The sequence below is a fragment of the Bordetella sp. BOR01 genome, assembly GCF_019218885.1.
Classification (GTDB): domain Bacteria; phylum Pseudomonadota; class Gammaproteobacteria; order Burkholderiales; family Burkholderiaceae_B; genus Bordetella_A.
The window spans coordinates 900,090-913,115 of sequence record NZ_JAHUWT010000001.1; the positions used below are offsets into that span (position 1 = coordinate 900,090).

General features: G+C 66.0%; 11 protein-coding genes. 6 read left to right on the forward strand and 5 right to left on the reverse strand.

Translation table 11 applies throughout. The features are described from left to right. The first annotated feature begins 3 nt into the window (after positions 1 to 3). Genes KW845_RS04280 through KW845_RS04290 form a run of 3 tightly spaced genes read left to right on the forward strand, consistent with a single transcriptional unit; the run spans position 4 to position 3,914 of the window. A complete protein-coding gene (locus tag KW845_RS04280; RefSeq protein WP_218367917.1) occupies positions 4 to 2,040 on the forward strand; it encodes an FAD-dependent oxidoreductase in 2,037 nt (678 codons plus the stop codon). After that, entirely contained in the window at positions 2,037 to 3,005 is a 969-nt protein-coding gene (locus KW845_RS04285) for a tripartite tricarboxylate transporter substrate binding protein (RefSeq protein ID WP_218367918.1), read from the forward strand. The genes KW845_RS04280 and KW845_RS04285 overlap by 4 nt, the downstream gene beginning before the upstream one ends. Before the next feature lie 33 nt (positions 3,006 to 3,038). Further along, positions 3,039 to 3,914, forward strand: coding sequence for an oxaloacetate decarboxylase (locus KW845_RS04290; RefSeq protein WP_218367919.1), 876 nt, complete (start codon positions 3,039 to 3,041; stop codon positions 3,912 to 3,914). 5 nt (positions 3,915 to 3,919) lie between these two features. Here KW845_RS04290 and KW845_RS04295 read toward each other — a convergent pair whose 3' ends face one another. After that, entirely contained in the window at positions 3,920 to 4,684 is a 765-nt protein-coding gene (locus KW845_RS04295) for an IclR family transcriptional regulator (RefSeq protein ID WP_218367920.1), read from the reverse strand. 125 nt (positions 4,685 to 4,809) lie between these two features. Between KW845_RS04295 and KW845_RS04300 the strand changes: the two genes are divergently transcribed. Genes KW845_RS04300 through KW845_RS04310 form a run of 3 tightly spaced genes read left to right on the forward strand, consistent with a single transcriptional unit; the run spans position 4,810 to position 8,655 of the window. After that, a complete protein-coding gene (locus KW845_RS04300; RefSeq protein WP_218367921.1) occupies positions 4,810 to 6,972 on the forward strand; it encodes an acetate--CoA ligase family protein in 2,163 nt (720 codons plus the stop codon). A 45-nt stretch (positions 6,973 to 7,017) separates the two neighbouring features. Then, positions 7,018 to 7,605, forward strand: a complete 588-nt coding sequence (locus tag KW845_RS04305) for a cysteine hydrolase family protein (protein ID WP_218367922.1) — start codon at positions 7,018 to 7,020, stop codon at positions 7,603 to 7,605. 60 nt (positions 7,606 to 7,665) lie between these two features. Next, positions 7,666 to 8,655, forward strand: coding sequence for a tripartite tricarboxylate transporter substrate binding protein (locus KW845_RS04310; protein WP_218367923.1), 990 nt, complete (start codon positions 7,666 to 7,668; stop codon positions 8,653 to 8,655). Here the strand turns inward: KW845_RS04310 and KW845_RS04315 are convergent. The 4 genes from KW845_RS04315 to KW845_RS04330 are packed head-to-tail and all read right to left on the reverse strand — an operon-like array spanning position 8,627 to position 13,002. Continuing rightward, on the reverse strand, positions 8,627 to 9,541 hold the full coding sequence (locus KW845_RS04315; protein WP_218367924.1) for an alpha/beta fold hydrolase: 915 nt from the start codon (positions 9,539 to 9,541) through the stop codon (positions 8,627 to 8,629). The two genes, KW845_RS04310 and KW845_RS04315, sit on opposite strands and share 29 nt — an antisense overlap. Before the next feature lie 7 nt (positions 9,542 to 9,548). Then, positions 9,549 to 10,526: a tripartite tricarboxylate transporter substrate binding protein gene (locus KW845_RS04320; RefSeq protein WP_218367925.1), complete on the reverse strand. Its 978-nt coding sequence runs from the start codon at positions 10,524 to 10,526 to the stop codon at positions 9,549 to 9,551. 47 nt (positions 10,527 to 10,573) lie between these two features. Continuing rightward, the gene (locus KW845_RS04325) at positions 10,574 to 11,560 is read right to left on the reverse strand and encodes a tripartite tricarboxylate transporter substrate binding protein (RefSeq protein WP_218367926.1); all 987 of its coding nucleotides are present in this window, start codon (positions 11,558 to 11,560) and stop codon (positions 10,574 to 10,576) included. Next, positions 11,530 to 13,002, reverse strand: a complete 1,473-nt coding sequence (locus KW845_RS04330) for an FAD-dependent oxidoreductase (protein WP_218367927.1) — start codon at positions 13,000 to 13,002, stop codon at positions 11,530 to 11,532. The genes KW845_RS04325 and KW845_RS04330 overlap by 31 nt, the downstream gene beginning before the upstream one ends. Between the last annotated feature and the right edge of the window lie 24 nt (positions 13,003 to 13,026).

Sequence of the window (13,026 nt, forward strand, 5' to 3'; positions counted from 1 at the left end):
GCCATGGACATGTTGCTGGCACAACCGGGGCAGGTGGGCCGCCTGCGCCTGAAGAACCGCGTCGTGATGGCGCCCATGGGCACCAACTACAGCACTACCGATGGCTTGTCGACTGACCGCGACAAGCGCTATTACGAGGAGCGCGCCAAGGGCGGCATCGGCGCGATCATGACCGAGGCCATGGTCGTGACCGAGCATGCCAGGCCGCATCACAATTCGCTGTGCTGTTATCACGACAGGTTCATTCCCGGGCTGGCCAGCATCGTCGAGGCGATCAAGAAGCACGACTGCCACGTGTTCGGGCAGCTCAACCACCGCGGCGCACTGCTGCGCCGCGCTGTGCTGAACATGGAGCCCGTGGGGCCTTCGCCGTGGGTCAACCCCAACACCGGAGACAAGGTGCGGCCCCTGGCGGTGGACGAGATCGTCGAGATACAGAAACTGTTCGTGGCCAGCGCGCGCCGCCTGTGGCGGGCAGGGTACGACGGCGTCGAGATCCACGCGGCCAACGGCTACCTGTTCCAGCAATTCTTCAGTCCGCGCGTGAACCGGCGCACCGATGCCTACGGCGGCTCGCTGGCGAACCGCATGCGGCTGCTGCTCGAGACCATCAACCGGATGCGCGACGCGTTGCCTGACTTGTGCCTGGTGGTGCGCCTGTCGGCCAGCGAGTTCGCCGCAGGCGGCTACAGCCGCGAAGATGTCATCGCGCTGGCACAGGCGGTGGAGCAGGCGGGGGTGGATGCCATTGATCTTTCCGGCGGCAGCAACGAAAGTCCGCAACTGTCGAAGTTCTGCATCCAGCCGCCGTCGTTCCCGCGCGGCTGCCTGGCGTCGCATGCGAAGCCGATCAAGCAACAGGTGAAGATCCCGGTGTTCGTGGCCGGCCGCATGGTCGAGCCCCAAGACGCCGAGACCATGCTGTCTTCGGGCAGCGCCGATTTCGTGTCGATCGGCCGCGCGTTATATGCCGATCCGCACTGGTGCGACAAGGCGTTCGGCAAGATCCAGGCGCCCATCCGCACCTGCATTGCATGCAACGTCTGTTTCGAGCGCCTGACGCTGGAAAAAGACGTTTCCTGTGTGCAGAACCCCATGATCGGCACTGAGTTCGAAGCCCTGGAATACGCCGAGCCGCAATTGTTTCCGGCCCCGAAGGAAGGGCGCCTGCGTGTGCTGGTGCTGGGTGCGGGCGTGGCGGGCGTGGAGGCCGCGCGCGTGCTCAAGGGCCGTGGCCATGACGTCGAGATCTGGGAAAAGCGCGCACAGCCCGGCGGCCAGATGCCGTTGGCGGTGGCCTCGCCCGACAAGACCGAGGTCGAGCCTATCTGGACCTGCCGCTGGAAGACCGTGCAGGCGCTGGGCGTGCCGATACGCCTGGGCGTGCAGGCCGATGCCGGGCTTATCGGCGCGTTCGCGCCGGACCACATCGTCGTCGCCACGGGCTCGCGCCCAGCCAAGCCGCCGCTGGATTTGTCGGCGCTGGACGCCGGTGTGCGCGTGCTGCACGCCTGGGACGTGCTGGCCGACCTGGATGCCGTCCAGCCCGGGTTGCGGGTCACCATCGTGGGCGGCGGCATGGTGGGTGCCGAAGTGGCCGACGCGCTGCGGGTGCGGGCTGCGCAGATCACGATACTGGACCGTTTGCCCATCATCGCCACGGGCATGGCGCGCAACAACCGGTTCGAGCTGGTCGAGCGCCTGGAGGCCCACGGCGTCGCCATGATCACCCATTGCCGCATCCTGGGCGTGCAGGGCGGCCAGATCGAGATCCAGCAGGGCGACAAGGCGGCCGAAAGCCTGTCCGTCGGCAACTGGCTGGTGTTCGCCACCGGCCCCAGGCCCGAGCTGGACGTCCTGGACGCGGTCGAGGCCAGCGGCGTTCCCTATACACGCATTGGCGACTGCAACGCACCCGGCGACTTCCTGGCCGCCATCCGCGACGGCTGGATGACGGCGCTGCTGATGGATCGCATTAGCCATCACGATGGGCAAGGCATCCGCCGCAGTCCATTCATACAAAAGGAGACAACCCCATGAAGAAGACGTTCAAACTGTGCGCCAGCCTGCTGGCGGCTGCCGCGCTGTCGCCGGCCACCCAGGCTGCCGACAAGTATCCCAGCCGGCCGATACGCGTCGTGATCATGTTCCCGGCCGGAGGCAGCGCCGATATCGTCAGCCGCCTGGTCACGCAGAAGGTCGGCGACATGTCGGGCTTCAACTTCGTGGTCGAGAATCGCCCCGGCGCAGGCGGCAACCTGGCCCTGGACGCCGTGGCCACCGCCCCCGCCGATGGCTACACGGTGGTTTTTGCCACGCCGGGCATCGCCATCAATCCCAGTCTGTACGCCAAGGTTCCGTACAAGCTCACCGATTTCAGGGCGATCTCGCTGGTCGGCGAGGCGCCCCTGATGCTCATGGCACGCCCTTCGCTGGGCGCGAAATCGATTGACGACCTGGTGAAGATGAGCAAGAAGGCCCCGGATGCCATCCGCTTTGGCAGCTCGGGCAACGGCAGTTCCTCGCATCTGGCCGCCGAAGTGCTGCGCTCCATGACCGGCCTGCAATACCTGCATGTGCCCTACAAGGGCGGCGGCGCTGCCATGGCCGACGTAGTGGGCGGCCAGACCGACATCACCGTGCTGCCGATTGCCGAAAGCATGCCATTCATCCGCGACAAGCGGCTGCAAGCCATGGGCCAGACGGGCCGGGTGCGTTCACCCATCGCTCCGGACATCCCCACCATCGAAGAGGGGGGCGTGAAGGGCTACGCGTCAACGACCTGGTATATGCTGGCGGCACCGGCCAAGGTGCCGCAGGACGTGGTTGATACGCTGGCCGAAAAATTCGACCAGGCCTTGCGCCAACCAGACTTGCGCGAGAAGCTGCAGAATGTCGGCGTCACCACGATCAACGGCGGCCCCAGGCAGGCCGGCGAGTTCCTGAAGGACGAAGCCGCGCGCTGGGACAAGCTGATCACGGCCGCCAAGATCCGGCTTGAATGACGCCATATCGACTTATCAATGAAGGAGACCCTCATGGGGAAATCGACGAAGCAAATCCTGCGTGAAAAAGTGGCCCGGCGCAATGGCCTGGTCGTGGCCGGGGCATTCAATGCGATGAGCGCCAAGGTTGTCGCAGACCAGGGATTCGAGGCCGTCTACTTGACGGGTGCCGGGCTTACCAATATGCACTACGGTGCGCCCGACCTGGGCATCATCGGCTTGCGCGACGTGGCCGACGCCACCCAGCGCATCCGCGAGGCGGTGGAAGACCTGCCGCTGATCGTCGATATCGACACGGGGTTCGGCAATGCGGTCAATGCCTGGCACACCGTGCGTGCCCTGGAGCGCGCCGGGGCCGATGCTGTCCAGATCGAGGACCAGGTCTTCCCGAAACGGTGCGGCCACTTCGCCGGCAAGGCGGTGGCGCCGCTGCCAGAAATGCTCGACAAGATCCGCGCGGCCACCGACGCGCGCAAAGACCCTGATTTCCAGATCATCGCGCGCACAGACGCCCGGGCAGTCGAGGGTTTCGAAGGGGCTATCGAGCGGGCGCAGAAATTCGCCGAGGCGGGCGCCGATATCCTGTTCGTCGAGGCCATGACCAGCCTGGAAGAAATCCGCAAGATTCCTCAGTTGCTGAAAGAGCCGTTGTTGATCAACATCGTGGTCGGCGGCAAGACGCCCACGCTGACCTCCCAGGAACTGGGCGGCATGGGCTACAGCCTGGTGCTGTATGCCAACGCGGCGCTGCAGGGCGCGGTGCTGGGCATGCAGAAGGCGCTGTCCGCACTTAAGCGCGACGGCAAGCTGGACGAAGATCCCGCACTGCTCGCGCCCTTTGACGAGCGCCAACGCCTGGTTGGCAAGCCCCTGTACGACGAACTGGAAAAGCGCTACGCCGAGCGCTGACCGCGTTACACCATCAGCATCGTGGACAAGTCGGCGGCCAGCTCCCGCATGGCTTGCGCCACCGGGCCTTCCAGCTTTTCGCGCGTCATGACCGAACTGGCGCCGCCGCAGTTCATGGCCATGACGTGCCGCCCATTGGGAGACACGATGGCCACTCCAAGCGCGTTCACGTCCGGGTGGTAGCGCCGCAGATTCAGTACATAGCCGCGCTCGCGATACATTTCGATGGCCTCGTCCAGATAGCTGCGATGTTCTTTCCAATGTTCGGGATGGGCCTGTTGCAGCTCTTGCAGCAGCGATTTCCGTTCGGCATCGGGTAAAGCGGCCATGTAGGCCGCGCCCACGGCGGAGCGCTCGATCTGCAGGGCAGAGCCCACATGGAAGTTCAGCCTCAGCATCGAGGGCGCCGATGCCCGGGCCAGAATGCGCATGGCGAGTTGGTCGCGGCCGGCCACCGAGACTGATGAGTCGAAGCGGTTGGCGATCTCAGTGATACGGGGTTGCGCGACCTCGGCAATTCCGCCGTGCGACAGCGCTTCGCAGCCCAGCGCCAGGACCCCCGGGCTGACCCGCAGTTTTTCCGGATCGTGCCCCGGCTCGAGGTATCCGGCCTTTTGCAGCGTATAGCACAGGCGCCAGACCGTGGATTGCGACAGGCCCAGCATGCGGGCGATCTCGGTACTGCCGAGTTCGCGATGTGCGCTGCTGAAGCAGCGCAGAACGTCCAGCCCTCGGGCCAGTGCGGTGACGAAATGACGGTCTTCCTTCATGGAGCCTCTCGGTAGACGCCTGAGTGCCTGCCGACGCGTTGACAGCGCCGACAGTAGGCTTTTACACTGACCTGCATAGTGGATAGTAAAGCTGCACTGCAAATTATAAACGAGGCAATCCAATTATGGCAACTGATTTGGCGGGCGCTGCGGGCAATGACCCGGACGGTTTTCCCGATTTGAGACATTTCTTCGCGCCACGGCGGGTTGCGCTGGTGGGGGCAACAGAAGACTTGTCCAAGTTCGGGGGGCGGTGCATGCGCCAGACCCTGGATTTCGGCTACACCGGGGCCATCTACCCGGTGAATCCACGTCGGACGGAAGTCTTCGGCCTGCAATGCCACGGTTCGATCGCCGATTTGCCGGAAGTGCCGGACCATGTGGGAATCGTGCTGCCCGCCACCGCCGTGCCCCAGGCGCTCGAAGATTGCGCGGCGCGGGGCGTCCCGTACGCCACGGTATTTTCGTCGGGCTTCGGCGAACTGGGTACGGATGCAGGGCGGGCCATGCAGCAACGGATCGTGCGGCTCGCCCGGGAAGGGGGCGTCAGGCTGATGGGGCCGAACTGCAACGGCATGATCAATTTCGTGGATGGCTTTGCGCTGACGTCCACGGCCACGATCCAGGGCCCGCGCCGGCCCGCCGGCGACATCGCCGTCGTCAGCCAGTCGGGCGGCGCGGGGCAGGTCAATGTCATGTGGCGCGCCCAGCAGGCCGGGCTGGGCATTAGCTACCAGGTCAGCTGCGGCAATGCCGCGGACCTGGACTTGATCGATTACGCATGGTTCATGGTGGAAAGCCCGGCTACGCGCGTAGTGCTGATGCTGGTCGAACGCCTGGCGGATGGCGAAAAGCTGCGACGGCTGGCGGCGCGCGCCCATGCGCTGGGCAAGAGCATCGCGATGGTGAAAGTGGGGCGCACCGAAGCCGGTAGCCGCGCGGCGGCATCGCACACCGGTGCGATAACGGGGGCCGACGATGTCTGCGATGCGGCCTTGCGCCAGATGGGCATTGTGCGCGTCGACGATTGCAACGAACTCTACGAAACCGCCATGCTGCTGCGCCAGGGGCGGACGGTTGCCGGTCGCGGCGCGGCGGCGACTTCCATCTCGGGTGGCAATCTGGTAATGGTGGCGGACCTGGGCGCTTCGCTGGGCCTGGATTGGCCCGAATATGCGCCGCAGACGCGCGAATGCCTCGCGCAGGCGCTGCCCGGTTTCGGCTCGGCCACCAACCCCACTGACCTGACCGCGGCGGCCATTGGCCAGGATGGGGCATACGAGCGAGCCGCACGGGCCATACTGGCCGATCCGGCCATCGATGTGATGATTCCCGTGCTGACCATCGCCAGCACATCGGATATCAGGACCATCGGGCGCGTGGCCGCGGCTAGTGAAAAGCTCGTGCCGATTCTCTGGACGGGTTGCGCGTCGGACGATCCGGAATTAAGGCCCGAGACGCTGGTGGCGGAAGGCCAGGCCGTGTATCGGGACGCGATGGCTTGCCTGAAAGCGGTGCGTCGCGTCATGGATCACGGCGAATGGCAGCGGCGCCAGGGCGAAGCGCCCGCAGTCCGGCCGCCGGGAACTGACGCGGCAGCCGCGCGCCGGTTGTTGGCGCCGGCCGGGGGGATGCTCAGCGAGCACCAGTCGAAAGCGCTGTTGGCATGCTATGGCCTGCCACTCACCAAGGAATACCTGGCGCGTTCGGTGGACGAGGCAGTCCATTGCGCGGCCCGGCTTGGCGGCCCGGTCGTGCTGAAGGTACAGTCGGCGGACATTCCGCACAAGACCGAGGCCGATGCCATACGTGTGGGCGTGCAGGGCGATGCCGCCGTGGCGGCCGCCCATCGCGACATCCTGCGCGCCGCCACGCAGTATTGTCCGCAGGCCCGCATCGATGGCGTGCTGGTACAAGAGATGATCACCGACGCCCGCGAGATGCTGCTGGGCGTGTCGCAGGACGCCACTTTCGGGCCAGTGCTCACCATCGGATTGGGCGGTATCCACGTCGAGGTATTCAAGGACGTGGTCTTCAGGATGGCCCCGCTGAGCGCCGCCGAGGCGCGGCGCGCAATCATGGAATTGCGCAGCGCGGCGTTGCTGCGGGAAGTACGGGGCCAGCCCGCCGCCGACATCGATGCGCTGGTCGACTGCGTGGTGCGAGTGTCGTGGCTGGCAGCCGATCTGCGCGACAGCCTTGCCGAGCTCGACATCAACCCCTTGTGCGTATTGCCGGACGGGCAGGGTGTCCGGGTGGTCGATGCCTTGGCCGTGCCGCGCAGGTAGCCGGTTCCCATGAGGGCTTCCTTTTCGCATATCCAAGGAGCACGAATGCCCGCAAGATCACTTTATCTGGTGCTGGACATGATCAACGACCTGGTCCACGAGCAAGGCCCGAACGGTGCGACGCCCTTGGGTGAACAGGTGCGCAGCCGCGGCCTGCTCGCCAACACGCGCGCGGCGCTCGGGAAGGCGCGTGCGGCGGGAATACCTGTCGGCTATGTGCGTGTCGGTTTCTCGCCCGACTACCGGGAATGCCCGCTCGCGTCGCCGGTGTTCTCTCGCGCGCGCGAACATGGCCTGTTCAAGCTGGGCACCTGGGGCACCGAAGTGCATCCGGAACTTGCGCCGTCCGCGGGCGATTTCGACATCGTCAAGCATCGGGTCAGTCCGTTCTACGGCACGTCGCTGGAACCGCTGTTGCGCGCGCACCGGATCGAACGGCTGTACCTGGGCGGCGTCTCGTCCAATGCCGTGGTGCAGGCCACGGTGCGGGATGCACACGACCGCGATTATGCATGCGTCGTCCTCGAGGATTGCTGTGCCTCGTTCTCGGCCGAAGATCACCAGCAATCCATGCAGGCGGTCGCGCGCTTTGCCACTCTTTCTTCTTCCAGGGAAGTCGACTTCCTGGCTTGAGGCGCGGTCCGGGCAAGCGCCGCGGGCCGATAAAACGATACCTACAAGGAGACAAAAACCATGACCACGAAACCACAGACCTCGCGCTTGGCGCGCTGGAGCAGCACCGTACTGGCCGCGGCGTCGATGGCGATGGCCGCGCCCGCCGTGCTCGCGTATCCGGACCGGCCCATTACGGTCATCAACCCCTGGACGGCCGGCGGGCCTGCCGACACTGTGGCGCGGCCCATCCTCGAGAAGCTGTCGCAACGCCTGCACCAGCCCGTGGTGCTGGAGAACCGGGCCGGCGCCAACGGCGTGATCGGTGCTTCGTATGTGGCCCGGGCCAAGCCCGACGGCTACACGTTGCTGTTTTCGCACGTGGGTCCGATTACCATCAGCCCGGCCCTGACCGAGGACATGCCCTACGATCCGGTGCGCGATTTCGCCCCGATCACGCAGGTGGTGTCCGCGCCCACCGTCCTGCTGGTCCGTCCCGACCTGCCCATCCATGATCTCAAGGAACTGGTCGACTATGCGCGCGCGCATCCCGGCAAGCTGTCCTATGGGTCAGTCGGGCCGGGCAGCACCACGCACCTGGCGGGTGTCATCCTGGGCGACATGGCCAGTATCGAACTCTTGCACGTACCCTACAAGGGGGCGGCGCCGGTCATCACCGATATGCTGGGCGGCCAGATAGACATGGGGTTCCTGAACATCGCAGGTGCCATGTCTTACATCAAGTCCGGCCAGCTGCGGCCGATCGCCGTCAGCACCTTGAAGCGTTCCACGCTGCTGCCCGACCTGCCGGCAATCGCCGAGACCTACCCTGGCTTCGAGGTCAATTCCTGGTATGGCCTGATGGCTCCCGCCAAGACGCCGCAACCCATCGTCGACCAGTTGCAGAGCGAGGTCAGCGAGATCCTGAAACTGCCCGATATCAAGAAATTGCTCGATGCCAACGGCCTGGCGCCGGAAGGCACCACGCCCGAGGTCTATGCACAGCAGGTCAAACGCGACCTCGAACGCTGGGCCGATATCGTCAAGGAAGCCGGCCTGAAGCCCCAATAGGCGCAGGCCGTTCCATGAAGCTCAGTATCCGGTCCACGACGTCCGCGGGCCGGCTTTCCAGCACGCCGCCATCGGCATCGTCCAGTGTCGCGTAGTGGGCCTGCTGCATTTGGGCGCACAGTGCGGGGCCCTGTGGGCCGAAATGGGCTTCGGCCAGGGTCAGCAGTTCCAGCACCAGCGTGCGCGCGGCGATGCGCTTGAGCGCGCCGGTCAGGTCGAAATCGAAGATGGCGTCGTAGATCGGCATGACCGACTTCCAGCCCTGCAGGTAATCCAGCACCCGGATTTCAGCTTGCGCGATCTGCCCGGCGTCTACCTGCGGGGAGTGCAGCAGTGCCGGCGGCCACCAGTAGCCGTCCAGCGTGGCATGCGCGCCAAGCCAGTTGCGCAGGGCATCGGCATGCGGGTCGCTGCTGGCATGCGTGGGCGTATAGCGGGCCAGGAAGCCCCGGATGCCCGCGTTGCGTTCGGCGTGGTCGGCGTGGATGCTGTGCGTCTGGCCGGCCAGCATGACATTGCCCACGCGGTCGGGCCAGTCGCTGGCCAGCGCCGCGGCAATCTTGTTGCCGGTATGCAGGCCGAACACATGGGCACGCGCGATGCCCAGCGTATCCATCAGTTGCACCAGGCTGGCGGCCAGCGCCGGCAAGGTAACGTGGCCGGGCAGCGGCGCCGAACTGCCAAAGCCGGGCGTGTCGACGGCGATGGCGTGGAAGTGGGGCGCCAGCAGGGGAAGCATGTGGCGGAAGGCACGGTGCGAGCGTGGCGAGGCGTGCAGCAACAATAACGGTTCGCCGACACCGGCTTCGGCATAGTGCACCTGGCCGCTCGGCGTGGCGGCGTAGGCACAGTGCGGCAGGCCGGCGGCGCGGGTTGGATTGGTCATGGCGCCCTCAATCCATGGTGACGTTGGCCGCCCGGATGATCCGCGCATAGCGTTCGGAATCGTTTCGCAGGGTTTGGGCGAACGCTTCGGGCGTGGTGCCCGTCGGCGTGATGCCCAGCGCAGCAAAGCGCTCGCGTACTTGCGGTGCCTTCAGGGCTTCGTTGACGTCCGCATTGATCTTTCGCAGCAGGTCGTCGGACAGGCCGGCGGGGCCCAGCACGCCCCACCAGATGCCGCCGTCGAAGCCGGGCAGTGCAGCCTCGGACATGGTGGGCAGGTCCGGCAGCACCGGCGAGCGTTGCGGGCTGGTGACCGCCAGGGCGCGGATGCGGCCGGCCTGCACTTGGGGCAGCGCTGACGGCATGGCCTCGATCATCATCTGCACCGTGCCGCCGATCAAGGCCGCCATGGCGGGTCCGCTACCGTTGTAAGGAATGTGCACGATATCCACGCCTGCGTCGCGTTTGAACATTTCGGTGATCAGGTGGATGGACGTGCCGTTGCCGGTGGATGCGTATGACAGTTTGCCGGGCCGCGTCTTTGCCAGCGCGATCAGTTCCTTGACCGAATGGGCCGGCACGGACGGATGCACCACCACCAGCATGGGCGCCACGCCCACTAGCGAGACCGGCGTGAAGTCGGCGATGGGGTCGAACGGCAGCTTGGGATTCAGGCCGGGCAGGATTGCGTGCGTGATGCTGCCCAGCATGAGCGTCAGGCCGTCTGAAGCGGCGCGCGCCACGACGTCGCTGCCGATGATGCCGCTGGCGCCGGGGCGATTTTCCACTACCACCGATTGTTTCCAGATGGCAGTCAGGTGTTGGCCCAGGGCACGGGCGATGGAATCGTTGGGGCCGCCGGGTGGGTAGGGCACCACGATACGTACCGGGTGGGCGGGGAAGCCCTCGGCCGCATCGGGCGCGGCGGTGACGGTGCCCGTCGCGGCGGCGAGCAGAACGCATGCCACTAATCTATGCCAAACCATGGCGGTCTCCTTTGCGCGGGGGCGTGGCCGCCGCGCTTCCAATCGCTTCAATTGAGCTTGATGTTGGCTTTGTGGACCGCGTCGGCCCACTTGCCAGTCTCTTGTTGCATGTAGTCGGCGAAGGCCTGCGGGCTCATGGGCATGGGGTCGAGCCCCAGCTTGGCCAGCAACTGCTGCATGTCCGGGCTGTTGATGATGCGCACCAGTTCGGCGTTGAGCTTGTCGATCACGGGTTCGGGCGTGCCGGCGGGGGCCAGGATGCCAAACCACGATCCGACGTCGAAGCCAGGCAGCCCGGATTCGTCGACAGTGGGCAGCTCGGGCATGGCCGAGGCGCGCTTCTTGGTCGAGACGGCCACGGCGCGCAGCTTGCCGCTGCGGACATGCGGCAGCGACGAGGTCATGCCGTCGAAGATCATGTCGACGTGTCCGCCCAGCAGGTCCACGATGGCCGGCGCGTTGCCCTTGTACGGCACGTGGGTCATGGAAATGCCGGCCATGCTCTTGAGCAGTTCGCCCGCCAGGTGGGCGCCCTGGCCAGCTCCGCCCGAGGCGAAGCTGAAGCGATTGGGCTGGGCTTTGGACAGCGTGATGACGTCGTTGATGGAATGGATGGGAGAATCGGGCGGTACCACCAGCATCAGCGGCAGCGTGGCCACAGTGGTGACGGGAGCGAAGTCCTTGACGGGATCGTAGGGTAGTTTGTCGTACAGGCTGGGGTTGACCACCAGCGTGCCAAAGAACGCGACCAACAGGCTGTAGCCGTCGGGCGCTGCCTTGGCCACCATTTCGGTGGCGATGAAGGAATTGCCGCCGGGGCGGTTCTCGACCACCACCGGTACCTTCCAGGCCTGGCCGAGCCGTTCGCCCAGCGCGCGCGAGACGACATCGGTGGGGCCGCCAGGCGGGAACGGCAGGATCAGATGGATAGGCTTGGACGGATACGCGTTCTGCGCCGCAGCCGGCAGCGCAGCCGCGCCGGCCATGCAGGCAAGGGCCAGTATCAGGGTCTTGCAGCAGGGAAGCAATCGCATGGTGGGTCTCCTGATGTTGTTGTCCGCAGCTTCGCTGCATGGCGTCCGGCGATCCGGCCGAAAACGGCGCTCTTGCCCAGCGACGACCCCGTCATGTAGGCCGCGCCATGGAAACCGCCGGTGACTTCACCGGCGGCGTACAGGCCGGGGATGGGTTCGCCGTAGACGTCCAGCACGCGTGCCTGGGCATCGATCGCCAGTCCCGCGTAGGTCGCCAGCACGGCGCTGGTCGAGGCATAGGCATAGAACGGCGCGGTGTCGATGCGGCGCAGCGTGCCGTAGTGGTTGGCCAGCCCGTCGCGGCCGAATTCGGTATCGCGGCCATGCAGCGCGACGTCGTGGTTGTAGCGCTCCAGCGTGGCGGTAAGCGTGGCTGCGTCGATATCCAGTTCCGCGGCCAGTGCCGCGATGGAGTCGGCCTGCACCAGGTGGCCCGAAGCCAGTGCATCCTGGAAGTCCGAGGTCGTCACACCGGGCACCGACAGGGCCATGATGCCCGCGTCGAAGATCTGGTAGGCCAGTGCGTCGCGCTGTTCCAGGCAAGCGTCGCCGCTGATCTTGTATGACACTGATTCGTCGATGAAGCGGCGCCCGTCCAGGTTGACGGCGATACCGCCCTTGAAAATGGCGTGGATGAGCAGGCGCTGCTCGGTGCCGGCACTGGGGTGCACGCCGAAAGTACCGCGCACGTATCCCATGTCGCGCAAGTTCGCGCCCAGCGCCATGCCCATCCTGAGCCCGTCGCCGGTATTGCCGCGCCCGCCGATGCGCAGCGCGCGCGTCTGCAGGGGCGCGAACACGCCCAGCCATTCCTCGCTGCGCGAAAACCCGCCGGTGGCCAGCACGATGCCGCGGTTCGCACGCAGCGGCCGGCCTGGCGCCGCGCCCTCGGAAACCAGCAATTCCAGCCCGCCGCCGTGGCCGAGGCGGCGCAGGCGTTGCGCCTGTGCGTTGCAGCGCAATTCGAAGCGGCCTGTGGCGCGTGCGCTGCACTCCAGCGCGGCGATCATCTGCTCCGTGTCGACGCGATTCGAGCGAGGCACCGACTGGCCGCCGCCCAACTGCACCGAATGGAACTGCACGCCGTGCTGCTTGAGCCAGCGGTAGGTGCCGAGCTGGGCAGCCACGTAGGCCTGCAGCAATAGCGGGTCGTTGCGTCCTCCGCCTACCTTCTGCAGGTCCGACAGCAGTTGCGCATCGGAATCAGTGATACCGGCGGCCTGTTGCTCGTCAGTGCAGGCAAAGGCCATGGCCCCGCCGCTGATGACGGTGCTGCCGCCAACCGCATCGAGCTTTTCCAGCATGACCACGCGGCCGCCTTCCTGCAAGGCCGCCAAGGCGGCGCAGTAGCCGGCCAGCCCGCCGCCGCAGACGATGACGTCTGCCTGTTCGGCTGGCTGCGTCGGGGCAGTATCTGATGCGGGGGCGGGTGAAGTGTGCAAGGCTTGTCTCCTTGGATTTGTTCT